The following is a 24,672-nucleotide window of genomic DNA, read 5'->3' as shown; positions in this document are numbered from 1 at the left end:
TCCACATTGCGATACATCACCTATGTACACCCCACTGACGGCGAGCGAGTAGCCGTACTCGAAGACAACAACGCCTTCGCCCTCGAACCGGGACTTCGATTGATCGACCTACTCGGCGACGACGGCGAGCGGTTGCACGAAGCAGGCCGCCGAGCCCTGGCCGATCCACGCCAGGTACGCGCCGTCTCGGAGGTGACACTGCGCTCACCAATCCCGCAGCCACCAACCGTCCGCGACTATATGACGTTCGAAAGCCATCTCGAAGGGGTCATGAAGCTGACCGACCCCCGAGCGGCGATCCCCGCTGAGTGGTACCACGCCCCCGCGTTCTACTTCACCAACCCCTACGCGGTGATCGGCCCGGCCGACCCCGTACCGATCGCACCCGGCAGCCACGCATTCGATCTCGAACTCGAGGTCGCCGCCGGTACCTGGGTCAAACCTGGAGACGTGCTCGGATCGGGTACCTGCGGCGGCGGATGTCTCGCAGAGCTGTGGGGCCGGAAGGGCCGCGATGCGCATCCGGCTTTGGCCCCCGGCGATTCCGTCACGGTCACCGTGGACCGGCTGGGTTCACTGACGACGCGGATAGCCGCGGACTCCGAAGTGGCCGGCTAGCAGCCACTTCGAGCGATCGAAGCACATCCGGCCCGGAACGACGGACATGATCGCGCTCCGCGGAGCGGCCAATCGTGAATTCCCGTCCGGCAGAGGAATTTTCATCGACTGAAATTCGACTCGCTGGTTGTTGATCGCCCAGTGCACAGATCGGCAAGTGACGCTGCGCTCTCGGTCAAGCGCGTCGTGAGCGCAGCGGTGAAAGTGGTGGGCGCGGCGAGTGACCGGCGCCACATCACGGGGTGGAGACGTATCGGTTCTCGTGGCGTGCGGGCAGCGCACGCCGTGGAGAGGACGAGCAACCATGGGATTGTGCAGGCGAATAGCGGCATCTTTCGTGGCCGCGGCCGTTATGGCGGTATCGGTCGCGAGCACCGCAGCTGCCCGGCCGGGCGGCGATTTCTACGATCCACCGGCACAACTACCAGCGGAGCCCGGACAGATAATCCGTTCCGAACCCTTCACACCCGCAGTGCCTGCGATCGGTGACACCGGGCTCGAGGCGGCCACCGCACTACGAATCATGTATCGCAGCAATGACACTCACGGCGATCCGCTCGCGGTGACAGGATCATATTTCGAACCGATCGCATCCTGGCGCGGGCCGGGACCTCGGCCTTTGATTGTCGTGGCACCAGGCACCGTTGGCCAAGGTCCCCAGTGCGCTCCGTCGAAGCTGTTCGGCGAGCTCGCGCATTACCAGCCGCCCTTCGACTTCATGACCGCATACGAGGCGACCACCGTGTACCCGCTACTGGCGCTCGGAGCGGCAGTCGTCATGACGGACTATGACGGATTGGGCATGCCAGGGGTGCACGATTACGTCAATCGGCTCGCCGAGGCCCACGCGGTGCTCGATTCCGCGCGGGCCGCAAGGAATCTGCCGGACGCGGAGATCACGGAGCGAACACCGATCGTGCTCTTCGGCTATTCGCAGGGTGGGCAGGCGTCCGCTGCTGCGGCCGAGCTCCACAGCGCATATGCCCCCGAGCTGAATATCGTCGGCGCCTACGCCGGCGGCGTTCCCGCAGACCTGCGCGCCAATTTCGCGGGCGGATCCATCGATAGCGGCCCCCTCGCCGGGGCGGGCGGCGCCACCGGACTGATCGGGTACTTCCTCAACGGCGTATACGCCGACTACCCACAGATCCGTCCCGAGATCGACAGAATGCTCAACGATACAGGTCAGGCGATGCTGCGCGCGGCGGCCGGAATGTGTATCCCCGAAACGACACTACGCTTCGGCTGGCATCCATCGAACGAATTCACTTCCAACGCAATGAGCTTCAGTGAGTGGATCGCCAACTCACCACTCCTGGGCGGAATAGTTGATGAGCAGCGGCTCGGCGGCGCAATACCGGATATGCCGGTGCTGCTGATGAACTCCACCTCGGACGACGTCATGCCGTTCGAGCCGGTGCGCCGCCTCGCTCAGCAGTGGTGTGCACGCGGTGCCACGGTGCAGCTGACCGCGATCGATTCGGTGCCCTCCCTGCTGCCGAGCAGCGGTCTCAGCCATAGCCTCGCCGATCTGCCTGCGATGATCGACGCGCGCGACTGGATCATGCGGCTGTTGAGCGGTGCCCCAGCGCCGTCAGACTGCACCGACCTGCCATGAATCGAGGGGCTCGGATGCGCAGCCCGTGAATAGATTTGGCCCGGCGACCGTAGTCGCCGGGCCGCGGGTGCCCTACCGCACCAGTTTCAGCAGCTCCCGGTGGCTGCGGTCGTAAGCATGCGCGAGCTGCCATGGGTCGGCGTCGGCGCTCGCGTCGACCACGAATCCCACATTCAGCTCTCCGTCATAGCTGAAGACGATGACGCTGAATCCGAACCCTTCGACCACACCTCCCACCGGATAGATGGCTTCGACTCGTTCACCGAAAACCGCGACCGGTCCCGAAGGCCCGGGCACATTCGAGATCACGGCATTGGCGGTCGCCCCCGTGAGGCCGGCGAGACGGGACGCCGCTCGTGAGGCTCGCAGGAACAGCGCAGGCAGCACCAGATCGTTGGCACCCTCGATTGCCGACAGCGGGACCGCATGTTGGCGGGCCTTTGCAAGACGCAACGTCTGATGTGTACGCCTCAGCATCGATTCAGGATCGAGTTCATCGGTTCGCAGCTCGACCAGCATCACTTGGACGTGGTTGCCGTCTTCGGTGGCGTCGGCGGAGCGCACCGACATCGGTACCAGTGCGACCAGCGGCTCGTCGGGAAGTTCGCCGAGTTCGGTGAACCAGTCGCGAACGGCACCCGCCGTGGTGGCCACGATGACGTCGTTCACGGTGACCCCGTAGTGCGCCTTCAACCGCTTGACCTCGTCGAGCGGCACACGGGTGAACGCCCATCGGCGTTGACCGAGCGGCGGACGATCGCACCTCGTGCCCGGCACACGCAGTTTCGGCGTATCGAGACCGTCTCCCCCGGCTGCGATTCGGCTCAACCGAGCCACCCTGCGCACGGTGCCGGAGAGAGTTCCCGCACCTGGCACGACCCGGAACGGCATGAGGTGATCAAGGTAGGGAACCGACCGAGCCCCGCCGCGTACTGCACGAAGTACCTGGTCGGGCAGGCTCGACAACCCTTTGGTCAGCAAATCCCAATTGGAGGGCACGAGCTCGCCGGCCGGCATCGCAGGGTGCCGCAGAGGGGTCGGAAGCGGCTGATCGAAGAGCACGGAGTGCGCGCGCAGGCCCGAGATACCGTCCACCGCAGCGTGGTGCAGTTTGAACATGATGGCCCGGCGGCCTCCCTCCAGCCCGGTGATCAGGTACAACTCCCACAGTGGACGCGTGCGATCCAGGGGCTGGGAAACGATCTCGGTGACCAGCTCGGCCAGCGCACGGTCGTCGCCCGGACTCGGTGCCCTCACCTCGCGCACGTGATGGTTCAGATCAGGGCTCGGCTCATCAGCCCAATACGGAAAGTCCAGCCCGAATGGCACATTCACGAGTTTGCGCCGCAAAATCGGCGCCAGATGTATGCGTTCGTCGATCCGGTCGTGAAGCAGCTGCCGCGTAATTTGCTCAGTCCCGTTGCTGGGCGACAGAATCGACACCGAGGCCATCTCCAGCCGCTGTGTTGCGGTCTCGACCGCCAGCATGAACGCGTCGGTCATGGACAGCTTCTTCATTTGTATCTCCCCGCTGGATCCGTATGCCGTCATCGCTGGGCTCGGTTCCCGAGAAGGGCGTGAACGCCGCACCGGCCGCGGGGGCGGACCGGTCGGCAGGTGAGCCCGATCTCAGGCACCCCTGCCTTGTGATGCATACAACTCTTCCAGCGTCGTACCGAGCTCCGCTTGTCCCACTGCGCAGATCAGGTTGCCGATTCACGCAAACGCTGCCGCCATTCAATATGGCGGCAGCGCTGTGGGTTTCGTGTGTGCACAGTTCGGAACGCGTAGTCGCTGCGGGCGGGTTCGAGCCCAAACCCGCTGGCGGATTCGGTGATGACAGCTACTGATGCCGACACGAATCTTTCTACTCCGTGGCGGCACCGTCCGCTCGGCGCTGCTGCGCGACCAGCGCTCCTCGGCTGAAACCTGCTGCGAAGGCGCCCCTTTCACGCACCTTGGCCTCGGTCAGAGCATCCACTTCAACTGCGATGCGGCGGAACGGTCGATCGATGAGTGACCACAGCACGCCCCGTAGCACGTGTTGGATACGCAGCGAGCGCGGTACGAAGACGCGCCGGGCACGGCCGTTCACGCCACGCGCCAGCAGGTCGGCCGCCATCGCCACCGGGTAGGTCCTGGCCGCGGCACCGGGAAGCTTCCGGCGCATCCGCGCCAGATCGGCGTGCTCACGATCCCCGTCTCGCACCATCGGGGTGTCGATGAACATGAGATAGGCGATACCGACGTCGATTCCGAGATGGGCGACCTCGGTTCGCAGGGTGTTCAGCAATGCCTCGAGGCCGGCCTTGCTCGCACCGTAGAACGCCTCGCCCGGAGGGCTCATGATCGCGGCCGCCGACGCCACGCCGAGTACGTAACCGCGGCTGACGGCAAGGTGAGGCAGGCAGGCGTGCAGGAATCGCCAGTTGCCGGTCAGGTTGACATCCAGTTGGACTGCGAGCACATCGGGATCCAGATGCCTTGCCGCGCCGACCGTTCCGATGCCCGCATTGGACACGGCCACATCGATCCGGCCGAATCGTTCGATAACGGCGGCGACCGCCGCAGCGACGGAATCGGATCGCACGATGTCGCAGGGGACGGCGGCGGCCGCGTCACCGATCTCGGCGGCGGCCCGTTCCGCGGCGGCACCGTCGATGTCGAGCAGGGCCACCCGGTGGGTCCGAGCCAACCGGCGAGCGAGTTCGAGCCCGATTCCGCTGGCGGCACCGGTGATGACAGCTACTGGTGTGGACACGAATATTCCTTACTGCGAATGAGTCTCAGGCGGGATCGGCTACTTTGAGGACGAGCTTTCCCGGCTTCTTGCCACTGAACATGGTGGGCAGCAGTGCAGGCGCATTGTCGAATCCCTCGACGATGTTCTCCTCGACGTGCAGGCGACCCTCGGCCACCCATTCGGCAAGCTGGGCCGCGCCTTCGGCCAGGCGGTCACGGTAAAAGAAGAGCAGGATCCCCTGGACGGTGAGCTGGTGGGTGCAGATCCGCATGTAGTTCTTCGGCCCCGGCACCTCCACATCCGTATAGCCGGACGACATTGCACCGCAGATCAGCACCCTCCCGAGAGGGGCCATGTGGAGCAGCAGCGTATCCAGCATGTCGCCGCCCACATTGTCGAAGTACGCATCGACTCCGTCCGGGCACAATTCCTGCAGCCGGGCGGCGATGTCGTCGTTCTTGTAGTCGATGGCCGCGTCGTACCCTGCCTCCTCGACCGCCCAGCGGCATTTGTCCGGGCCACCCGCGATACCGATCACCTTCTTGGCACCGAGAACCTTTGCGATCGCCCCTGCCAGGGAACCGGTGGCACCGGTGGCGGCCGAGACCACGACAGTGTCACCGGGCTTCACCTTCAAGCCGTCGACGACGCCGAAGTATGCGGTCAGTCCGCCGACGCCGAAGACCCCGAGATTCCATGACAGCGGATAGTCGGCGAGCGGCAGTACTCGCAACGGCATCGGCCCGTCGCTGCGTGCGACCACATAGTCCTGCCAGCTCATGAATCCTTCGACGAAATCACCGACCGCGTAGGCGGAATCGTTCGACGCGACGACCTGCCCGATGCCCATCGTGCGCATCGGTTCGCCGATCTGAACAGGTGGCATATAGCCGCCGTCGTCGGTGATCCAGATCCGCTGACTCGCGTCGTATCCGAAATACAGTGTGCGCACGAGCACTTCGCCATCACCGATGGTGGGAATGTCGGTCTCGTGGTATCCGAAGTCGTCCGGCTCGACGTCACCGACGGGACGGTTCACCAGACGCCACTGACGATTGATCAGAGCAGGGGAGGTGATTTGCGACATTTCTACTCCTAGAGGCCGAGATCGCGGCCGATGAGTTCTTTCATGATTTCGTTGGTGCCGGCCCAGATCTTGGTGATCCGTGCGTCGCGCCAGGCGCGGGCGACCCGGTATTCGTTCATGAATCCGTAGCCGCCATGCAGCTGGACGCACCGGTCGAGAACCCGGTTCTGAGCGTCCGCTGACCACCATTTGACCTTCGCGGCGTCGATAGCGGTGAGCTCCCCGCGTACATGCGCCATGATGCGGTCGTCGAGGAACGCCGTCGTGACGTCCATCAGGGTGACCAGCTCGGCGATGGTGAACTTGTTGTATTGGAATGCACCGACCGGTTGACCGAAAGCCCGCCGCTGCTTGACGTATTCGATTGTCTCGCTCAGGATTTGAGCAGCACTCCCGACGTTGGTTACCGAGGTCGCCAACCGTTCCTGCGGCAGCAAGTGCATCATCGAGATGAACCCGCGGTCGATCTCACCGAGCCGATTGGCGTCGGGCACCCGGACCCCGTCGAAGAACAGTTCGGCCGTGTCCGCTTCGTCTTGGCCGACCTTGTCCAGCTTGCGTCCGCGGGTGAACCCGGGTGTACCGTCCTCGATCACGAACAGGGTGATGCCCTTGGACCCGCCACCGGGCGTGGTGCGTGTCGCGACGATCACCAGGTCAGCTTGGAAACCATTGGTGATGAAGGTCTTCGCACCGTTGATCACCCAGCCGTCACCGTCGCGGACCGCGGTGGTCTTCAGCGCGGCCAGATCGGTGCCGCCGGAGGGTTCGGTCATCGCGATGCCGCAAATGAGCTCGCCCGCGGCCATGCCGGGCAGCCATCGTCGCTTCTGCTCCTCGGTGCCGAGCTCGATGAAGTAGGGCGGACAGACGTCGGCGTGAATACTCAGGCACGAGGCCACGCCCAAGCTGAAGGCCGAGACCTCTTCGGCGACAATCGCATTGAATCGGAAGTCGTCGGCACCCGCGCCTCCGTACTCCTCCGGGATGCTCAGACCGAGCAGCCCCTGTGCACCGGCTTCCTTCCAGATATCGCGCGGCACTGTCTTCTCCGCCAGCATCTGCTCGTGACGCGGTGTCAGGTTTCGACTGATGAACGCCCGCACCGAATCGCGGAATACGTCGTGATCGTCGTCGTAGATAGAGCGCTGCATGATTCCTCTCAGGCCTGGGGCAACACGACCAGGCGAACCGGGTTGCCCTGGCGTGCATTCAGTTGGGCGATGCCGTCGGCGATGTCGGTCAGCGGCATGGTGGCAGTCACCGAGCCCGAGACGTCCAGTCGTCCCAGTTCGACCAGCGCGACCAGCTCCTCCAGGTGCCGTAGTCCTCCGCCGAGGTGCCCGCGGACCTCCTGCATGCGCAGCTGGAAGGTGAACGGGTCCGCCAGCGTGATCGGCTCGGGCGTCAAGCCGACCAGTACCGCCTTACCGCCCTGGCCCAGCGCGGCCACGGCCTGTGCCCGCACGGCGTTCACGCCGACGAATTCGGCCGCGATGTCGAGCCCGGAACCTTTTGTCACCCGCCGTATTTCATCCAGGTGCGTGGGGTCGGTGGGGTCCAATGCGATATCCGCGCCCAGGCGCAGGGCGCGCTCGCGAGTGGCCGGTACCGGATCGAGGGCGATGATCGGTGCGGCCCCGGCCAGCCGAGCGATCTGCACAGCGTGAGTACCGAGACCACCGAGTCCCCAGATACCAACCGATCGCGACGGGCCGACCGCGGCGGTGTCCACGAGCGCGGCATAGGGAGTCGTGACCGCATCGGCGAGGATGGCCGCCTGCGCGAGCGGGATGCTTTCCGGCACCGCGACGAGCTGTTCGTATCCGACGACCACGTATTGCGCCCAGGCCCCGTCGTAATAGGCGCCCATGACCTGAAGGTCGGTGCAGGCATCGGCGCCCATTCCACGTACACAGTTCTCACAGCGCCGACACGCCCTGCCGGGTGTGAGCACCACTCGCGCACCATCTTTCCAGCGATCGGGCACGTCCGGCCCGATCGCAGCGATGGTGCCGGCGGCCTCGTGGCCCGGGGTGACGTCCGGAATCGGGGGCGGCAGCAGGCCCTCGATCAGATGCACGTCCGACATGCAGATCCCACACGCCTCGACCCGCACGAGAACCTCGCCTCGACCCGGTTCCGGGATCGAGACCTGCTCGAGCGCAAAAATCCTGGCGTCGGAGTGGTACCGCGCAGCTGTCATTGTGTTCATTGCCGTCCTCGATTCCGGGTGGGGCCACGACCGGCCCGCTGGTCAGATCTGCCGCGCGTGCTCGCGCCAGAACGGCTCGCGTACATCCTTTTTCAGGACCTTGCCGTTGGCACTGCGGGGCAGTTCGGCCACGAAGACCACGCTCTTCGGCGTGCGAATACCGCCCAGGCGTTCCCGGCAGTAGGCGATGAGCTCCTCCTCGGCAACCTCGGCGCCAGAGTTCAGCTCCACTACGGCTGTGACCGCCTCGCCCCAATCCGGGTGCGGCGCCCCGATCACGGCGCAATCCTGCACGGCCGGATGCGACCATACGACCTGCTCGACCTCGCTCGGGTAGACGTTGAAGCCACCCGAGATGATCATGTCCTTCTTGCGGTCGGTGATGTGCAGGAAGCCCTCGTCGTCGAGATAGCCGATGTCGCCGGTGTGCAGCCAGCCGTCGATGATGGTTTCGGCGGTCTTGTCGGGGGCCTTGTAGTAGCCCTTCATGACCAAGTCACCGCGCACGCAGATCTCACCGGGTGTTCCGGTGGGCAGCATCTTCCCGTCGGCGTCGAGGATCTCCACCCGCACCATCGGGCCCGGCCGACCGGCCGCCGAAAGCCTGGTGTCATCGGCGATTTCGCCGTTGCGGAAGTGATCTTCCGGGCGCAGGAACGCGATGCCGGACGGGGCCTCGGTCTGGCCGTATCCCTGATGCAGCACCGGCCCGAACACCTCGATCGCGCGGCGCAGCTTCTCGGTCGACATCGGGGCCGAGCCGTACATCAGATACTCGAGCGAGGAGAAGTCCCGCTGTTCGACGCCCGGTACCTCGAGCAGCCGGTAGATCACCGTCGGCGGCAGGAAAAGCTCGGTGACGCGGTGCTTTTCGATCAGGTCGAGCAGTGCGACCGGATCGGGCCTGGTCATCACGACGACGGTTCCGCCCCGGGCGGTGCACGGCAGGGTGAGGGTACCCGCCGTGTGCGTCATCGGGGCGGCGACGAGGTTCACGATCTGCTTATCCGCCGGATAAGGGGCGGCGAGCATCTGGTGCACGGCACTGACGGTCAGGCTTCGGTGGGTGTTCATCACCCCCTTCGGAGCTCCGGTCGTGCCGCCGGTCGGCATGATTCCCGCGACGGCGTCCGGTGCTGGAATGTAGTCGGGGAGAGCGCTGGACACGCCCTCGAGAAAGCCCTCCAGCAGGCGCGCATCGGCCGACGCCGCCGTCTCGCCGTCCGAACCGAGCGAGACCACCGTGTGCAGCTGCTCGAGCTCTGGGCGCAGCTTGGCCACCAGCGGCAAGAACTGTTCGTGGCAGAACAGCACCTCGCAGTCGAAACCGGACAACAGCCGTTGGGTCTCCTCCGCCGGGTTGGCCGGATTGACCGGCACCCACGCCAGCCCGGCCCGCCACAGCCCGAGCACACACGCCCAGGCCAGCGGATCGTTGCCGGACAGTACAGCGCCCTTCGTCTCCGGCGGAAGCTCCTGCGCGAGAAGTGCGTTCGCGACTCGACAGGAGAGTTCGCCGATTTCGGCGTAGGTGTAGCTGCGATCGCCGGCGATGAACGCCACACCCTCCGGGTGAGCGCGCCAGCCTCTATCGAAGAAATCGGTGATTGCCATGAATACTTCCTTCTCGGCGAGCTACGGATGTAGCTTTCCAGCGCGGTGCAGCATCGAGTTGAGAGAGCCGAACTTCATTGTCAGCAAATGGTTTTCACCATCCTCGATGCGCGCGGCGCGCGCGTCGCGGAACAGCTTCTCCATCGGGTATTCCTTGGTGAGGCCGTAACCGCCGAACAGCTGCAATGCTTCGTCGGCAACCTCGAAGGCGAGTTCGGTCGTGGTGACCTTCGCCGAGGCCGTGTAGTACGGGTGTTTCTGCGGTGACAGGAAGGTGTAGTCGGTGGCCCGGCGTGCGACTGCCCGCATGGTCTCGACGTTGCGGGCCATGATGCCCAGCCGGTACTGCACCAGCTGATGGTCGGCCAGCAGCGCACCACCTTGGCGACGCTGGTGGGTGTACTCGACGGCGTGCTCGAGGGCGGCACGCGCCAGACCGGTCATGATCTGGGACATCGCGACACCAGCCGACGACCAGGTCCCGGCGTGCCCGCGCCAATAGTCGTCACCCAGCGACAGCGCGTATCGCACCGGCACTTTCACGTTATCGAAGAAGATCTCGCCCTGGGGCTGGGCGCGCTTGCCCAGCTTCTCCAGCGGCCGACCGCGGCTGACGCCAGGAAGGTCCAGCGGGACGATGACTTCCACGCCGCGAGGGTGCCCCTCCTCGTCGAAGAAGCCCTCACCGTAGTCGGCGGCAATGGTCAGCAAGCCGACGTGCGCGACGGGGCCATTGGTCACCCACGCCGAACTCTGGCCGTTGATCACGATGTCGCCGCCGGAGACCCGCGCCGTCAGATTGCCCTTGTTGCCCTGTGCGGCGTTGGCGTGTCGTTCGCTCGGATACAGGCTCAAGCCGTCGGAGCCGCGGTCGGGCTGGGTGCCGATCCAGGCGCCGAGCTTGCCCGTGCACAGATCGACCAGCTCCTGGTTGCCGGCGCGGGCGGCCATCATCTTCGGGAAGGCGCCGGCGCCGAGCGTCACGGCCAAACCGGCATCGCCCCAGCCGAGTTCCTCCACCGCGATGGCCTGCAGTCGACCCATGATCGCCGGGGGCACGCCTTCGAGCGTGGTGTCGAATTCGATTCCGGATGTCGCTGCGGTCTGCAGGAACTCCCAGAACGGCGAGCCGTGGGCGACCACGTCCTGCGCGGTCATTCTGTCGAGCACGACGCCGACCGGGCGCATCACCTCGCGAGCGAATCCGTGCAGCGCCTGCTGCACGGCACGCTCGTCATCGCCGAGCACCTCGAAGCCGGAAAGCTCCACGTGCGGGATGCCGGGCCGCACCGATGTGCGGACTTCATTGCCGAGCTGTTGTGTCATGAGCCTGTCTCCTCTACTTGGCCACGGCGGCAAGCGACTTCGCGATGGATGCCGGCAGGTCGCGTTCGGACTCGGGGTCCTGGAGCCCGGCCAGGCCCTGCAGGAACGCCTGGACGGCCGGACTCGTCAGCAGCGTCTTCATTGCGTCGTTCTCGACCCGGAAGCCGGCGAACTGGGCGTCGATGGCGCTCTCGTAGACGGTCTTGAGCACCTCGTCGACCGCGGCCACCGATCCGGTCGAACGGTCCGCGATCCGCTGCGCGAGATCCTCTACGTAGGAAACGATTTCGTCCCTCGGCACGGCGCGGTTGACCAGCCCGTAGGCCGCAGCCTCGGCGCCGTCGAAGTCACGAGCGGACAAGATGATCTCTCGTGCTCGCGCCGGGCCCAGCTGGAGCGCCAGACGGGTGGTGCCGCCGCCGGTGGGCAGGAATCCACCGCTGGTCTCGGGGAGGCCGAACTTGCTCTCCGGGGTGGCGAAGCGCATATGGGTGGCGAGCAGGAACTCCAGTCCCCCGCCACGCACGATGCCGTCGACCAGGCTGATGGTGACCTGCGGCACCGCCTCCCACATCGTGGTCAGCGCCTGCACGACATTGATGTCGTCGTATTTGCTCTGCGGCACGGTCGGGTCGCTCATCGCCCGGAACAGGTCGTTCAGGTCGAAATGCGCGATGAAGAACTCCGGGTTGGCACTGCCGAACACGACCACCCCGGTTGTCGGGTCGAAGATCAGCTTTCCGGCCAGGTCGAACAGTTCGCCGACCATCTCGATGGTCATCAGGTTCAGCGGCGCGTTGTCGAAATCGACGTACAGCACCCGGCCGTCGCGACGAACCTTCAGGGTCTTGTAATCCATTGTGACTCCGTTATTTCCACTAGCCGTGCGTGAATCACGCACTCAGGATGGTGATTGCGGCAACGGCTTCCTCCCCGCCGTACATGCCGCCCCCGTTCTCCGCGAGCGCGATACGCGCGCCCGGGACCTGACGCTTGCCGCTCTCGCCGCGCAGCTGCTGCACCAGCTCGTACACCTGCGCCAGGCCGGTGGCTCCCATCGGATGGCCCTTGGACTCGAGCCCTCCGGAGGGATTTACCGGCAGTCGGCCGCCGAGCCTGGTCGCGCCGGATTCGGCGAACTTGCCGCCGGTACCGATCTCGCAAAGACCGAGCATCTCGGTCTGCAGCAATTCCCCGAAAGCGGAGGCGTCGTGCACCTCGGCCACGTCCACTTCGTACGGGCCGACCCCCGCCTGCTCATAGGCACGTAGCGCAGCCAGTCGGCTGACGCCGTGATCCCAATCCGACAGCGCGCGAACGGTTCCGGTTCGAGTCACGGCGGCCAGCACCTTGATCGGCCGGGTGGCTCCGAGGCGGCGCATGGCCGCCGTGCTGCATACAATCGCGGCGGCGGCGCCGTCGGTCATCGGCGCGCACATCGGCACCGTCAGCGGTTCGGTCACGACGCGTGCGGCCAGGATCGCCTCGACGGACATCGGCGCCCGGAAGTGCGCGAGTGGATTGTGCTCGGCGTGACCGTGGTTCTTCGACGCGATCAACGCCAGTTGTTCCCTGGTGGTGCCGAAGGCGCTCATATGCGAACGGGCGAGCGCCCCATAGATATCCATGAACATGCTGCGCGGCGCCTCGCCCTCGGCCGGCACCTCGCCGCCGAGTTCGCGCAGTATCTGCCGCACACCTTCGGAGTCGTGGACGTCGACGCCACCTTCGAAGACACTCAACATCTTTCGTTTGTCGTCGATGTTCGTCTTCTCGGTGCCGACAGCCAGCACCACGTCACCGGCACCGGACCGTACATGCATCACCGCCTGGTGCAACGCGCTCGCGGCTGTCGCACAGGCATTTTCGACATTCACGATCGGAATGCCCTGAAAGCCCATGCTGCGCAAGGCCATCTGCCCGGGCACCACAATCTGGCCTTCGAGCACCGCCTGGCAGGTATTGCCGAAGTACGCAGCCTCTATCGTGCCCAGTTCGAGTCCGGCATCGGACATCGCCTCGGTGACGGCCTCGCGGGTCAAGTCTTTGACCGATGCCTGCGGCCGCACACCGAATCGGGTCATACCCACTCCGATGATCCATACCGGTTCGGCAGCGCCGGTCATCGTCACGCGACGCTTTCTTCGGTGATGCGTGCGAAGCCGTAGGATTCGAGCGCACCCATGAGCTCGCGGTGACCGACAAGCTCTGCCGGAGAACGGAATCCGTTTCCGTTGTAGGTGTCACCCAGCAGTCGCATCGCGGTGTAGGCCTGAACGAGTCCCGTCATCTGATAGCCGGTGCTGGAGTGGATGACCACACGCGAGGTGGCGATATTGCCACGGGCGGTACACCAGTCGACCGAGCGCTGAATCTGCCGGTTCTCACGCGGCGGGCTGTCAGGGGTCATCGTGGCGGCCATACGGTCCAGCACCGGGTAGAGCGTCTCCTCCGGCAGCCACTGCAGTGACACCTTGAACAGGCGCTCGACATCGAGGACCCGCTTCCAGATGTCCTGGTTCTGCATTGCCACATACATCCGGCAGTTGCGGACGCGACGATCGTTGCGGAAGAACACCGGCATGGCCGTGCCGCCCCAGTTGGTGCCCTTGAGCACCAGGCCGGTACCGGGCACGACCAGGTCTTGAACGACGACGCCGTCGTACTTCTTCAGCTGCCCGCCCTCGAGGTAGTGCGCCTGCGCCCGAATGACATCGAAGATCGACTGGGTCGAACCCACGGTCGGGATAGCGGTCGCGTAGGAGCCGAGTTCGAGAGTGTCGACGCCGGGGGTCTCCAAGCAGATACGGGCGGCGATGTCGTGCAGCGCGTACTGAATGGATACCGCGGTGGAGACCGCGCGCCCGTTGGCGGCGAATCGCGGCCCGAACTCCTCCTGGACGCGCAGCATGTGCAACTGCTCGCCCGCCGTGTCGAGGTAGTGGATACCGGCCCGCGCGGCCGCCTCCAGCACCACCGGGGCATAACGCAGGAATGGCCCCACCACGTTGCACACCACCTGGCGGCCTTCGAACAGCTCGGTCAGCGACTCCACCGAGCCGTCGACCTCCGCGATCTCATAGTCGGCGGTCTCGATACCCGGGACCTTGTCCATGACCTCCTGGATGCGCGCCTTGTTCCGGCCGGCGGCCACGAACGGAATGCTGTACTCACGCAGATACTCGGCAACCAAGCGGCCGGTCGAACCGCTGGCACCGTAGACGACAACCGGACGCCGATCGCTCACGGCTGCTCCTTCCGATATGCGCCGAAGCTCCGGCATCGCCGGGCTCGGCCTGAGAATCGAATGGCAGGTGGGCCCGGATTCGGGGCGCCCCTGCCCGTGTGACGTAGACAACTCTGACGGTTCTCCAGGACCTATGCTTGATCGTGAGTGCACGACCGATTGCCGATTCGCGCACCCGCGCGCAAGCCGGGTACGGACTGATTCCGGACCGCCCGTTGTTCCGCACGACGGAACGGGACCATTGCCCGTCACAACCCACCGGAGCTTGACTGAGTAATGGATTGGCACGTTTTCCCCGCGTGCCCTCCAATGGAGGTGGGTCCTTGTGACCGAAGCAGTGATCTGGTCAACCGACGGGTTGCCGCGTACCGGCGCTTTCGACGCCTGGACGAGCAAGATGGCCGAGCTGCATTTGAGCTGGGCGCTGTCGTTCCCTACGGATGAGCAGTTCGAAGCAGCGGTGCGATATCGGCGGTTGGGCGACCTCACGATCGCCGACTTCCGCGGTGGTCGGTTCGCTGGGCGTCGCGTACGCAGCGGAAGCAATCAAGACCGAGACCAACTCGTCGGTGTCTCGATGAATCTGGTCGGCCGGGTCGCATGCCAGTACGCCGGCAGCGAACTATTGGTAGGCCCCGATCAGCTTCTGATTTGGGATGGTGAGCTCGCCCAGGGTTTCGACGCCGTGGACCCACACCGCGAGCTGACGCTGCTACTTCCCCGCGAGCGCGTGCCGCGCGGCCTGGCTGCGGCGGCCTCACGGGTCGACAGCTCGGTCTCGACGGCGGCCGGGACCGGTCTGTTGGCCATTGCTGGAGATCAATTACGCTCCATAGCAAGGGAATTGGATAATCTCAGTGATGCCGCTCTGGCGATCGCCTGCCAGAGTTTCTTCGACACCCTCGATTCCGCCCTCACCCCACTGTCCGAACGTCCACCGTCGACGGCTAGGGCGGCACTGATGGTCAGGGTCCGTCACCATATCGAGGACAATCTGGGCGACCCGGGGCTGTGCGCGTCGTCGATCGCCACGGCACATGGCATCTCTGTCCGTACTCTGCATCTGCTTTTCGCCGATAGCGGCACCACGGTGGGTCGCTGGATCCGGGAGCGCAGGCTCGAGGCATGTCGTCGTGAACTCGCCCGCGGCGGCGGCCACAAGACCGTCACCGATATCGCGTTCCGGTGGGGCTTCAATGACACCGCGCACTTCAGCCGTAGTTTCAAGCAGGCCTTCGGCGTCACCCCCAGCAGCGTGCTGTCGCAGGCCGGCGGAACGGCCCCGCGCGCCTGAGGCACACCGGACCGCCAACGCAGAAGGCCGCCGTCGTTGGATACGACGGCGGCGCTGTTCCTGCATCCGGCGATCAACAACCGAACCCCGTGTGCCGGCAGCGTATTCGACAATGCGGCGCGGCCGGCTGCCAGCGGTGGCTACGCCACCACCGCGGCGACGCGTGGATCGGCGGCCGCGACCTTGACCGCCATATCGAGCGGACCGCGTCAGCCGGCCGGGACCGCGTCCCGCTCCGGCAGCAGGTCCAGGGCGATGTCGACGATCATGTCCTCTTGCCCGCCGACCAGACGGCGGCGGCCGACCTCGAGCAGCAGGGTGCGGGCGTCGATGCCGTAGCGCTGCGCGGCGATCTCGGCGTGGCGCAGGAACGAGGAGTACACGCCCGCGTAGCCGAGGGTGAGGGTTTCTCGATCGACTTGAACCGGACGGTCGCGCAGGGGCCGGACCAGATCGTCGGCGGCGTCCTGGAGTGCGAAGAGATCGCAGTTGTGCTGCCACTCTTGCAGATTCGCCACCGCGATGAACGGTTCGATCGGGCAGTTGCCCGCTCCTGCACCCTGCCCCGCCAGGGAGGCGTCGACGCGGGTGACGCCCTCCTCGACGGCGATCACGCTGTTTGCCACCGACAGCGAGAGATTCTCGTGAGCGTGGATGCCGATCTGTGTGGCCGGGTCGAGCACATCGCGGTAGGCCCGGACGCGGTCGCGCACACCGTCCATGGTCAGGCGGCCGCCCGAGTCGGTGACGTAAACGCACTGTGCGCCATAGGATTCCATGAGTTTGGCCTGGGCCGCGAGATCGGCGGGCGGCGCCATGTGACTCATCATGAGGAATCCGGAGACATCCATACCCAGCTCACGGGCTTTGGTGATGTGCTGAGCGGAGATGTCGGCTTCGGTGCAGTGCGTGGCGATACGCACCGACCGGACACCGAGCTCGTAGGCACGTTCGAGTTCGACGATGGTGCCGATACCGGGCAGCAGCAGGGTGGTGAGAACGGCGTTGGTGATATTCGCGGCCGCGGCCTCGAGCCATTCCCAGTCGGTATGACTGCCCGGACCGTAGTTGACCGAGCCCCCGGCCAAGCCATCGCCGTGCGCAACCTCGATGGCGTCCACGCCGGCGGCGTCCAGTGCCGCGACGATGCGGCCGACGTCGGCCGGGTCGATGCGGTGACGGATGGCGTGCATCCCATCGCGCAGGGTCACGTCCTGGATGTAGAGCTGACGGGTCATCGCACTGCCTCCCCGGCGGTCGTAAGTCCCAGCGCGGCGCTGTCTTTCCGGCGGGCGATGGATTCGGCGACACGCAGCGCCGCCGAGGTCATGATGTCCAGATTGCCCGCGTAGGCGGGCAGGTAGTGTGCCGCGCCCTCGACCTCGAGGAACACCGACACCCTGGTCGTCACCGGACCCACACCTGCGGGAACCAGGGTGTGGACCGGCTCACTCGGGTCGACCGCGGTGAATTGCACCTGCTGCTTCAGCCGGTAGCCGGGCACGTACTGCGCGACCCGTTCGGCCATCTCGGCGATGGACGCGCGGATGGCGTCCTGGTCGGCGTCGCCGATCAGGCAGAAGACGGTGTCACGCATGATCAACGGCGGCTCGGCCGGATTCAGGATGATGATCGCCTTGCCCCGCGCCGCGCCACCGACGGATTCGATGGCATGCGAGGTGGTTTCGGTGAATTCGTCGATATTGGCGCGGGTGCCGGGGCCCGCGGACTTCGAGGCGATGGAGGCCACGATCTCCGCGTAGTGCACCGGGGTGACCGCGGAGACTGCCGCGACCATCGGGATCGTGGCCTGCCCACCGCAGGTCACCATGTTGACGTTCGCCACGCCGGCGTCGAGGTGCTCGTCGAGATTGACCGGCGGCACCACGAATGGTCCGATCGCGGCCGGGGTGAGGTCGATGAGATTCTTGCCGAAGGGTTCCAGCTTGGCGGCGTTGGCGATGTGTGCCTTGGCCGAGGTGGCGTCGAAGACGATGTCGATATCGTCGAAGTTCGGCAGGGCGATCAGTCCGTCGACACCCTGCGAGGTGGTGGGCACCTTCAAGCGCTGGGCACGCGCCAGCCCGTCGGACTCCGGATCGATGCCGACCATGGCGCCGACCTCGAGAGTGTCCGACAGTCGCAGCACCTTGATCATCAGGTCGGTGCCGATATTGCCCGACCCGATGATGGCCACCTTGGTCTTGGTGGTGTTGCTCATTGCCCCTCCTTGGGGGAGAACGTGGCGAAAACCGAACCGAGCGGACCGATTTCGGCCCGGATACGGGTACCCGGCGGCGCGGGCACCATCGGGCCGAGCGCACCCGAGAGGATGATCTGCCCGGCCCGCAACGGATTTCCATACGCCTTGGCCGTGCGGGCCAACCAGGCCAGGGCATTGAGTGGGTCACCGAGGCAGGCGGCGCCGGTCCCCTCCGAGACCAGCACATCGTCGGCGTACATCCGCATTGTCACCTCGCGCGGGGCGAAGTCGGCGAGGGTGAGTTGCTTGCCGGCAAGCACGAACAGGCCGCTCGAGGCGTTGTCGGCCACCGTGTCGGTGATGGTGATGTCCCAGTCGGCGATGCGGCTGTCGACGATCTCGAGCGCCGCGACGGCGTAATCGACTGCCGCGCTGATCTGCTCGTCGTCCAGGTCACCGTCGGCCAGATCCTCTTTCAGAATGAAAGCGACTTCGGCCTCGGCCTTGGGCTGCAGCAACCGCCGTGAGGGCACTTCACCGGCGCCCGAGACATCCATGTCGGCGAAGAGCACCCCGAAATCGGGCTGGTCGACGCCGAGTTGCTGCTGCACCGCCGGTGAAGTCAGGCCGATCTTGCGGCCGACGACCACGCCGCCCGTGGCTTCCCGCCGCCGGGTGAGCTCCTCCTGTACGGCGTAGGCGACGCCGATGTCGCCCACGCCGAGCAGATCGCGGACCGGTGCGACCGGCCGCAGTGCGCGGATCGCGCGCGTGAGGTGGTCGGCAGCTTGCCCGACGATGTTCGCGTCGATACCGGTTGCGCTCATAGGTGAAATCACATCCTTCTGATAGCTGCCACGCCGATCATGCCCGGGCACGGTCGTGCCGATCAGTGGCGCGTTCCGCTGGACGGAACGAGGCTTCCTGCGACCCAATCGAATTCGCGAGGTGGGTGTCGACCAAGGTGTTGAACTCCAGCGGCTTCTCGATGTTCGCCAGGTGCCCGCAGCCTCTGATGAGCCGGAGTTCGGAATCGGACACGAGCGCGTGCATCTCCCGCACCAGTGCGGGCGGGGTGACATGGTCGAGTTCTCCGGCCAGGATCAGCGTCGGCGCGGTGATACGCGGCAACAGCGCACCGGCGTCGTGGGTGGCGAGTGCATCGCAACAGGCCGCGTAGCCCAGCGGGTCCATGGTCGCGAGCATCAGCAGCGATGCCGCGTAGGCCTCCGGCTCCCGCAGGTCGAAGCCGGGGGCGAAGCGGCGCAGCGCGGTGCGCTGCAGCACGCCGGTCAGCCCACGCTTTCGGACCTCCTCGGCCCTGTCATGCCAGAACTCCGCCGTGTAGCGTGGTGCGGCACAGGCGATTACGACCGATTCGATGCGATCGGGATGACTTCCCGCAAGGGCCTGCACGACCGCCCCACCGAACGACAAACCTACTACCGAGAACCGAGTGACACCCAGCGCGTCCATGAGCCGAAGTACCTGGGCTGCGAACCCCGGCACCGTGCACGGTGTTTGCGGCACCGGAGTGCCTCCGTGCCCCGGCAGGTCGACCGCGATGGTGCGATATCGCCTGCCGAGCTCTTCGATCTGTGCGTCCCACATTGTCAGCGTGGTGCCGAGCGAGCCGATGAACACCACGGCGGGCGCACTGCGCAGGCCGTTGTCGGTGTAGTGCGGATACCTCATTGCCGGAGCGCCGTGGTGACGGAGAACCCGGCGATCCAGGCCGGGATCGCTTCGTAGAAGCGGTATTTCAGATCGAAAGGACCGCCCGCCGCGAGCGAGGCGTAGGCGGCCAGCCAGGTGCGCACCTCATGAGCGGAACCGCCGCCCTGCTCGCCCATCCAGTCCACCGGCCAGGAAGCGAACTCGCCGAGGCGGTTCTGCTCCAGCAAGTCCAGTAGCCGGTTATCCCATTCCGGGTTGATGGGGGTCATCGTGCTGGTTCCGGCGACATAGTCGCGGCCGGCCTGCACGACCCGTTGTTCGCCCTTGGCACGTTGCTCGGGGGTCGGTGCGTGGCCTTCGATCAGCGCGTCGGCGACCCGCGGCGGCGCGCCGTCCAGCACCGGCACCGGCGGATCGTGCGAGAGACCGCCGGAGGCGAGATACAGGACGCGCAAATCCAATTCGCCGGCCGCCTGGCCGATCGCGGTGCCCAGTGCGTGGACTCGGCTCATCGGTCCCAGCGGAGTGGCGACACCGTTGACGAACACCGGAACCACCGGTACTCGGTCGATGCCGCCGAAAAGGGTTTCGAGCGGCTGCGCGAACCCGTGATCGACGATCATCCGGGCCGAGATGGTCAGATCGACGCCGCGGTCGAGCACGCCCTTCGCGATCAATTTCGCCGCACCCGTGTCAACCGAGAGCTGACCCGCCGCCGAGTCGAAATCGCCGACCGCGTGTGCCTCGGTGGCCAGGCAGAACGGCGGCATCTCCTTGTAGAAGAAGCCGTTGTAGTGGTCGGGGGCGTACAACACGACCAGCTCCGGGTCGAAGTCGCGAATGAATTCTTTCGCGGCGGACACGGCCTGGTCCACCCGGGCCAGTACGTCCGGAGCTGGATCGTTCTTACCGATGAGCGGTGAGTGGGACAGTCCCACGGCTGCTGCAGTCATATCGATTCCTCGAGCTGGGTCGGATGTCAGTGCGAGACGCCGGGCGGATGGATCACGAGCTTGCCGGTGAGATCGCCGTCGATCATCAACTGGAAGCCCTTGTGAATGTCGCTGAGCGGCAATGTTCGATCGATCACGGGCCGCACGCCGGTGGATCCCATCATGCGCAGCATTCCCTCCAGCTCGGCGCGGGTGCAGCCGGTGGAACCGAGAATTCGCTGCTGCAGATAGAACACGCGGGTCAGATCGGCGGGTGGGTTGGCACCACTGGTCGCTCCGGCGACGACGATGGCGCCACCCGGTCGCAGCGACTTCAGGGAGTGTTCCCACGTCGCCGCGCCGACGGTTTCGATGACCACATCGACCTTCTCGGGCAGCCGCTCACCGCTGGGAACGGCGGCGTGGGCACCCCATGCCAGCGCCTCGGCGCGTTTGCTCTCGCTGCGGCTGGTCGCGTACACCACGGCGCCGGCAGCGGCGGCGAGTTTGATGGCCGCCGAGGCGACTCCTCCACCCGCCCCCTGGACGAGCACGCGATCGCCGGGTCGAATTCCCGCCTTGGTGAACAACATCCGGTACGCGGTGGTCCACGCGACCGGCAGACAGGCCGCCTCATCGAAGGACAACCATGTCGGTTTGGGCACCAGATTCCGACTGGGCACGGCCAGGTATTCGGCGAAGGTGCCGTCGTAGAGTTCGGACATCAACGCGCGGTTCGGATCCAGGGTCTCGTCCCCGCTACCCGCGTCCGGGTCCGCGATCACCGGATGGACGATGACTGCATTGCCGTCGGCGTCGTAACCCGCAGCATCGCAGCCCAATACGATCGGCAGTCGTTCCGGCGGATGACCGACGCCACGCAGCGTCCACAGGTCGTGCATGTTCAACGAGGCCGCCACCACCCGGACCAGAGTCCAACCAGGTGGCGGCAGCGGGATGGCGATATCGCGCACGACAAGACCCGACAACGGGTCGGTGGCGCTCTGGGCGATGGCCTGTGCAGCGAGCATGTGGCCACACTCGCTGTTCGGATCCCCGCCGCCCTAGTCCGCGTGCCGCCCTGCGGAACAGCGCGCGGATCTCGCGTGGGGCGTGCCGTCCTGCGGAACATGCGGTGGAGTCAGCGGTTTCCGCCGGGTTCGCTGAAGACCATGACCTCCACCATCGAACCCGCGACCGGTTGCGAGACCGCCACCGCCACCCCGTGCGGCGCGCTGCGGCGGCCGGTCGAGCTGGCCCGCACTATCGATGTCTCCGGGCTGGTCGATTCCGAGGGCGGCCTGCTGGACCGGGCCATCTTCACCGACGAGCAGCTCTACCGCCAGGAGCTGCGACGGGTGTTCGCCCCGAGCTGGCTGTTCCTGGCGCACACCGACCAATTCCACAAGCCCGGGGATTTCTTCACCACCTACATGGGCGAGGACCCGGTCATCGTCACCATGGACAAGAACCGGAACATCCGGGCCTACCTGAACTCCTGCCGCCATCGCGGCGCGCGGGTGTGCCGGGCGGATGTCGGGGCGACCCGGAATTTCACCTGCACCTATCACGGGTGGGCCTACGACCTGGACGGCAAGCTCGTCTCGATCCCGAACAAGGACGGCTATCCGGCCTCGTTCGACACCGCGGACTGGGGCCTGGTCGAGGTGCCGCACGTGCAGAACTATCGCGGGCTGATCTTCGGGACCTGGAATCCGGAACCCCTCTCGCTGCGCGAATACCTCGGCGACATGGCCTGGTACATGGACGCCATGCTGGACCACGACCCGGAGGGAACGGTGGTCGTCGGTGGCGTGCACAAATGGGTGCTGGACGGCAACTGGAAGCTGGCGGCCGAACAGTTCGCCACCGACTGGTACCACGTGAACATGAGCCACGCGTCGGCACTGATGGTGTTGTCGCCCAGCAAGAATCCGAAGAACGAGATCGTGCACCGCAGTGGCCGACAGTACCTGGACCCCAATGGCCACGGCGCGGGATTTCCGGTGCATCCGAAGAATCGGTTCAACGCGCAGAAGGTCCACGAGTGGACCGACTACGAAGCGCTGCGCGAGCGTCTCGGCGACGCGCGCGTCGAGGGACCGCTCACCGACGGCCACGCCACCGTCTTCCCCAATTTCTCGTATCTGCCGGTGATCGGCACCATCCGGGTCTGGCACCCGAAGGGCCCCGACCGCATGGAGGTGTGGGCCTGGACCGTGGTGGACAAGTCGATGCCGCCGGAAGTCCGTGAGGCACAACGCCTGTACAACCTGCGCACCTTCGGCCCCAGCGGCATCTTCGAGCAGGACGACGGCGAGAACTGGAGCGAGGTGCAGCACATCTCGAATGGCTTCATCACCAACCGGGTGCCACTGAACTACCAGATGGGCATGGGTTCCGAGGGTGAGGACGGCCGCTACCCCGGCACCACCAGTGAGCTCTACAGCGATGCCGCCGGGCGCGCCTTCTACGGCCGCTGGCGCGATCTGATGAACACACCGGCCTGGCATGAAAAGGAAAAACGATGAGCAGCACGGGAATCCGGGTAGCGGCACTCGACGACATCCCGGTCGGCGAGGGTATCGCGATCGACAAGGTCGTCGCCGGCACCGACGACGACATCGCGCTGCTGCGCGACGACGACGGCAGCGTCTACGCGTTGAACGACACCTGTACCCATGAGGTCGCCTCGCTCGCCGAGGGCTGGGTCGAGGGCGGATACGTCGAATGCCCGATGCACTCGAGCAAGTTCTGCCTGAAAAGCGGTGAGGTCCAGTGCCTTCCGGCCACGGAGAACGCCCGTCCGCATCGCCTGGAAGTCCGCGACGGCGAGGTCTACCTGTTCCCGAACGAGGCACCGTGATGGTCGGAAACGTTGTGATCGTCGGCGGCGGAATCGCCGGCGTCAGCACCGCCGCCGCGCTGCGGGCGGGTGGCTTCGTCGGCGATGTCACTCTCGTCGACGCCGGGGAGTTTCCCTACGACCGCCCACCGCTGTCGAAGGAGTTCCTCGAAGGCCGCAAGACGCTCGCTGACATCGCGCTGCAGCCGCCGCGATGGTACGACGACAATAAGATTCGCCTGATCACACGAACGAGCGTCACGGCGCTTCACACCGGCCTGGGCAGTGTCGAACTCTCCGACGGCACAACGCTTTCCACCGATCGCGTGGTGCTGGCCACCGGCGGCCGGGCCGCGCGGCCGCCGATCCCGGGCAGCGACAGCTCACGGGTGCACGTGCTGCGCACCGCTGAGGATGCCGACCGGCTGCGAGCCGCCCTGGTCCCCGGGGCGCGCGTGCTGGTCGTCGGCGCCGGACTCATCGGTGCCGAAGTCGCCTCCACCGCAGTCGATCTCGGCTCCGATGTCGTCTTGGTCGACCCGGTCCGGCCGCCGCTGACGACCGCGGTCGGCTCCGAGCTCGCCGTCTGGCTGCACATGCTGCATACCCACCGCGGCGTCATCACCCTCCAAGCTGGAGTGGAGTCGTTGCGCGACACCGTGTTCGGCATCGAGGCGCGGCTCACGGGCGTAGATCTCCCCCGCACCTTCGATGTGGCCGTCCTCGGCGTCGGCATGGTCCCGGAAACCGGTTTGGCCGCGGCGGCCGGTCTGGAAGTGGATCGGGGCATCATCGTGGACCACCGCCAGATGACCTCCAATCCGGCCGTCCTCGCGGTCGGCGATCCGGCCCGCACTCAGCGCAACGGTGTGCTGCTACCCCGCACCGAGCATTGGGAGGCCGCTCAGCACGACGGGCAGCGGGCTGCCGCAACCATTCTCGGTACCGCTGCGCCCGCCGACACCGCGCCGTGGTTCTGGACCGATCGGCATCACCGGCACGTCGAGGTGGTGGGCGAGATGGCCGCCGCCGCGGACATCGTGCTGCGCGGCTCCCCCGGCTCGGCGTCGTTCTCGGCCTTCGGGCTGCGGGATGGCCGGGTCGTGGCAGCGGTCGGCGTCGACAACTCCACCGCCGTGCGCGCCGCTCGCCGCCTCATCGACCGCGGCATCGCAGTCGACGGCGACCGGCTCGCCGACCCCTCGACCGACCTCCGCAAGCTGCTGCGCGGCTGACGTGCCGCCGTGCGGCAC

General features: G+C 66.0%; 22 protein-coding genes. 6 read left to right on the top strand and 16 right to left on the bottom strand.

Going from position 1 to position 24,672, the window contains the following annotated elements; all coding sequences use genetic code 11:
- Nucleotides 1–6 precede the first annotated feature (6 nt).
- Entirely contained in the window at nt 7–618 is a 612-nt protein-coding gene (locus ACFXIV_RS13170; RefSeq protein WP_379399620.1) for a fumarylacetoacetate hydrolase family protein, read from the top strand.
- Nucleotides 619–955: 337 nt separating this feature from the next.
- The gene (locus tag ACFXIV_RS13165; protein WP_379399621.1) at nt 956–2,236 is read left to right on the top strand and encodes a lipase family protein; all 1,281 of its coding nucleotides are present in this window, start codon (nt 956–958) and stop codon (nt 2,234–2,236) included.
- Between the two features lie 72 nt (nt 2,237–2,308).
- Here ACFXIV_RS13165 and ACFXIV_RS13160 read toward each other — a convergent pair whose 3' ends face one another.
- From ACFXIV_RS13160 to ACFXIV_RS13115, 10 genes are all read right to left on the bottom strand, one after another.
- Nucleotides 2,309–3,754 carry a wax ester/triacylglycerol synthase family O-acyltransferase gene (locus ACFXIV_RS13160; protein ID WP_379421255.1) on the bottom strand — a complete coding sequence of 482 codons (1,446 nt, stop codon included), beginning with the start codon at nt 3,752–3,754 and terminating at the stop codon, nt 2,309–2,311.
- Between the two features lie 349 nt (nt 3,755–4,103).
- Nucleotides 4,104–4,997, bottom strand: a complete 894-nt coding sequence (locus tag ACFXIV_RS13155; protein ID WP_379399623.1) for an SDR family NAD(P)-dependent oxidoreductase — start codon at nt 4,995–4,997, stop codon at nt 4,104–4,106.
- A 25-nt stretch (nt 4,998–5,022) separates the two neighbouring features.
- Nucleotides 5,023–6,066, bottom strand: coding sequence for an NADP-dependent oxidoreductase (locus ACFXIV_RS13150; RefSeq protein ID WP_379399624.1), 1,044 nt, complete (start codon nt 6,064–6,066; stop codon nt 5,023–5,025).
- Between the two features lie 8 nt (nt 6,067–6,074).
- Complete coding sequence (locus ACFXIV_RS13145) at nt 6,075–7,220, bottom strand: acyl-CoA dehydrogenase family protein (protein ID WP_379399625.1); 1,146 nt, start codon at nt 7,218–7,220, stop codon at nt 6,075–6,077.
- A gap of 8 nt (nt 7,221–7,228) precedes the next feature.
- Nucleotides 7,229–8,281 (bottom strand): zinc-binding dehydrogenase, encoded by a 1,053-nt coding sequence (locus tag ACFXIV_RS13140; RefSeq protein ID WP_379399626.1) that lies wholly within the window; start codon nt 8,279–8,281, stop codon nt 7,229–7,231.
- Nucleotides 8,282–8,323: 42 nt separating this feature from the next.
- Nucleotides 8,324–9,895, bottom strand: coding sequence for an AMP-binding protein (locus ACFXIV_RS13135; protein ID WP_379399627.1), 1,572 nt, complete (start codon nt 9,893–9,895; stop codon nt 8,324–8,326).
- A gap of 21 nt (nt 9,896–9,916) precedes the next feature.
- Entirely contained in the window at nt 9,917–11,221 is a 1,305-nt protein-coding gene (locus ACFXIV_RS13130) for an acyl-CoA dehydrogenase family protein (RefSeq protein WP_379399628.1), read from the bottom strand.
- Between the two features lie 13 nt (nt 11,222–11,234).
- The gene (locus ACFXIV_RS13125) at nt 11,235–12,080 is read right to left on the bottom strand and encodes an enoyl-CoA hydratase/isomerase family protein (protein WP_379399629.1); all 846 of its coding nucleotides are present in this window, start codon (nt 12,078–12,080) and stop codon (nt 11,235–11,237) included.
- 34 nt (nt 12,081–12,114) lie between these two features.
- Nucleotides 12,115–13,347, bottom strand: coding sequence for a thiolase family protein (locus tag ACFXIV_RS13120; protein WP_379399630.1), 1,233 nt, complete (start codon nt 13,345–13,347; stop codon nt 12,115–12,117).
- 2 nt (nt 13,348–13,349) lie between these two features.
- Nucleotides 13,350–14,468: a saccharopine dehydrogenase family protein gene (locus ACFXIV_RS13115; RefSeq protein ID WP_379399631.1), complete on the bottom strand. Its 1,119-nt coding sequence runs from the start codon at nt 14,466–14,468 to the stop codon at nt 13,350–13,352.
- A gap of 325 nt (nt 14,469–14,793) precedes the next feature.
- On the opposite strand from ACFXIV_RS13115, the gene ACFXIV_RS13110 reads away from it, so the two are divergent.
- Nucleotides 14,794–15,762: a helix-turn-helix domain-containing protein gene (locus tag ACFXIV_RS13110; protein ID WP_379399632.1), complete on the top strand. Its 969-nt coding sequence runs from the start codon at nt 14,794–14,796 to the stop codon at nt 15,760–15,762.
- Between the two features lie 209 nt (nt 15,763–15,971).
- Here the strand turns inward: ACFXIV_RS13110 and dmpG are convergent, their stop codons facing one another.
- From dmpG to ACFXIV_RS13080, 6 genes are read right to left on the bottom strand one after another with little or no spacing between them, the layout of a single operon-like run.
- Complete coding sequence (gene dmpG, locus ACFXIV_RS13105) at nt 15,972–17,000, bottom strand: 4-hydroxy-2-oxovalerate aldolase (RefSeq protein ID WP_379399633.1); 1,029 nt, start codon at nt 16,998–17,000, stop codon at nt 15,972–15,974.
- Nucleotides 16,997–17,983 carry an acetaldehyde dehydrogenase (acetylating) gene (locus ACFXIV_RS13100; RefSeq protein ID WP_379399634.1) on the bottom strand — a complete coding sequence of 329 codons (987 nt, stop codon included), beginning with the start codon at nt 17,981–17,983 and terminating at the stop codon, nt 16,997–16,999. Before ACFXIV_RS13100 ends, dmpG begins: the two co-directional genes overlap by 4 nt.
- The gene (locus ACFXIV_RS13095) at nt 17,980–18,792 is read right to left on the bottom strand and encodes a 2-keto-4-pentenoate hydratase (protein ID WP_379399635.1); all 813 of its coding nucleotides are present in this window, start codon (nt 18,790–18,792) and stop codon (nt 17,980–17,982) included. Before ACFXIV_RS13095 ends, ACFXIV_RS13100 begins: the two co-directional genes overlap by 4 nt.
- A gap of 37 nt (nt 18,793–18,829) precedes the next feature.
- A complete protein-coding gene (locus ACFXIV_RS13090; RefSeq protein WP_379399636.1) occupies nt 18,830–19,660 on the bottom strand; it encodes an alpha/beta fold hydrolase in 831 nt (276 codons plus the stop codon).
- A complete protein-coding gene (locus tag ACFXIV_RS13085) occupies nt 19,657–20,595 on the bottom strand; it encodes a 3-carboxyethylcatechol 2,3-dioxygenase (protein WP_379399637.1) in 939 nt (312 codons plus the stop codon). Before ACFXIV_RS13085 ends, ACFXIV_RS13090 begins: the two co-directional genes overlap by 4 nt.
- Before the next feature lie 26 nt (nt 20,596–20,621).
- Nucleotides 20,622–21,605 (bottom strand): zinc-binding dehydrogenase, encoded by a 984-nt coding sequence (locus ACFXIV_RS13080; RefSeq protein WP_379399638.1) that lies wholly within the window; start codon nt 21,603–21,605, stop codon nt 20,622–20,624.
- Between the two features lie 327 nt (nt 21,606–21,932).
- Between ACFXIV_RS13080 and ACFXIV_RS13075 the strand changes: the two genes are divergently transcribed.
- The 3 genes from ACFXIV_RS13075 to ACFXIV_RS13065 are packed head-to-tail and all read left to right on the top strand — an operon-like array spanning nt 21,933 to nt 24,654.
- Nucleotides 21,933–23,105, top strand: coding sequence for an SRPBCC family protein (locus ACFXIV_RS13075; RefSeq protein ID WP_379399800.1), 1,173 nt, complete (start codon nt 21,933–21,935; stop codon nt 23,103–23,105).
- Nucleotides 23,102–23,440: a non-heme iron oxygenase ferredoxin subunit gene (locus tag ACFXIV_RS13070; RefSeq protein WP_379399639.1), complete on the top strand. Its 339-nt coding sequence runs from the start codon at nt 23,102–23,104 to the stop codon at nt 23,438–23,440. Before ACFXIV_RS13075 ends, ACFXIV_RS13070 begins: the two co-directional genes overlap by 4 nt.
- Nucleotides 23,440–24,654 (top strand): NAD(P)/FAD-dependent oxidoreductase, encoded by a 1,215-nt coding sequence (locus tag ACFXIV_RS13065; protein ID WP_379399640.1) that lies wholly within the window; start codon nt 23,440–23,442, stop codon nt 24,652–24,654. Before ACFXIV_RS13070 ends, ACFXIV_RS13065 begins: the two co-directional genes overlap by 1 nt.
- The last annotated feature ends 18 nt before the right edge of the window (nt 24,655–24,672 follow it).

Origin of the sequence: Nocardia sp. NPDC059236 (assembly GCF_042754085.1) — a bacterium.
Lineage (GTDB): Bacteria > Actinomycetota > Actinomycetes > Mycobacteriales > Mycobacteriaceae > Nocardia.
Note: the sequence above shows the minus strand (reverse complement) of the source record. Positions and strands in the feature narration are given on the sequence as shown.

What these genes read in the sequence shown, in the direction of transcription:
- ACFXIV_RS13085 (WP_379399637.1), bottom strand. Translation starts at nt 20,595, where the DNA reads ATGACTGCAGCAGCCGTGGGACTGTCCCACTCACCGCTCATCGGTAAG.
- ACFXIV_RS13145 (WP_379399625.1), bottom strand. Translation starts at nt 7,220, where the DNA reads ATGCAGCGCTCTATCTACGACGACGATCACGACGTATTCCGCGATTCG.
- ACFXIV_RS13100 (WP_379399634.1), bottom strand. Translation starts at nt 17,983, where the DNA reads ATGAGCAACACCACCAAGACCAAGGTGGCCATCATCGGGTCGGGCAAT.
- dmpG (WP_379399633.1), bottom strand. Translation starts at nt 17,000, where the DNA reads ATGACCCGTCAGCTCTACATCCAGGACGTGACCCTGCGCGATGGGATG.
- ACFXIV_RS13120 (WP_379399630.1), bottom strand. Translation starts at nt 13,347, where the DNA reads ATGACCGGCGCTGCCGAACCGGTATGGATCATCGGAGTGGGTATGACC.
- ACFXIV_RS13070 (WP_379399639.1), top strand. Translation starts at nt 23,102, where the DNA reads ATGAGCAGCACGGGAATCCGGGTAGCGGCACTCGACGACATCCCGGTC.
- ACFXIV_RS13090 (WP_379399636.1), bottom strand. Translation starts at nt 19,660, where the DNA reads ATGAGGTATCCGCACTACACCGACAACGGCCTGCGCAGTGCGCCCGCC.
- ACFXIV_RS13160 (WP_379421255.1), bottom strand. Translation starts at nt 3,754, where the DNA reads ATGAAGAAGCTGTCCATGACCGACGCGTTCATGCTGGCGGTCGAGACC.
- ACFXIV_RS13080 (WP_379399638.1), bottom strand. Translation starts at nt 21,605, where the DNA reads ATGCTCGCTGCACAGGCCATCGCCCAGAGCGCCACCGACCCGTTGTCG.
- ACFXIV_RS13095 (WP_379399635.1), bottom strand. Translation starts at nt 18,792, where the DNA reads ATGAGCGCAACCGGTATCGACGCGAACATCGTCGGGCAAGCTGCCGAC.
- ACFXIV_RS13130 (WP_379399628.1), bottom strand. Translation starts at nt 11,221, where the DNA reads ATGACACAACAGCTCGGCAATGAAGTCCGCACATCGGTGCGGCCCGGC.
- ACFXIV_RS13125 (WP_379399629.1), bottom strand. Translation starts at nt 12,080, where the DNA reads ATGGATTACAAGACCCTGAAGGTTCGTCGCGACGGCCGGGTGCTGTAC.
- ACFXIV_RS13135 (WP_379399627.1), bottom strand. Translation starts at nt 9,895, where the DNA reads ATGGCAATCACCGATTTCTTCGATAGAGGCTGGCGCGCTCACCCGGAG.
- ACFXIV_RS13065 (WP_379399640.1), top strand. Translation starts at nt 23,440, where the DNA reads ATGGTCGGAAACGTTGTGATCGTCGGCGGCGGAATCGCCGGCGTCAGC.
- ACFXIV_RS13150 (WP_379399624.1), bottom strand. Translation starts at nt 6,066, where the DNA reads ATGTCGCAAATCACCTCCCCTGCTCTGATCAATCGTCAGTGGCGTCTG.
- ACFXIV_RS13140 (WP_379399626.1), bottom strand. Translation starts at nt 8,281, where the DNA reads ATGAACACAATGACAGCTGCGCGGTACCACTCCGACGCCAGGATTTTT.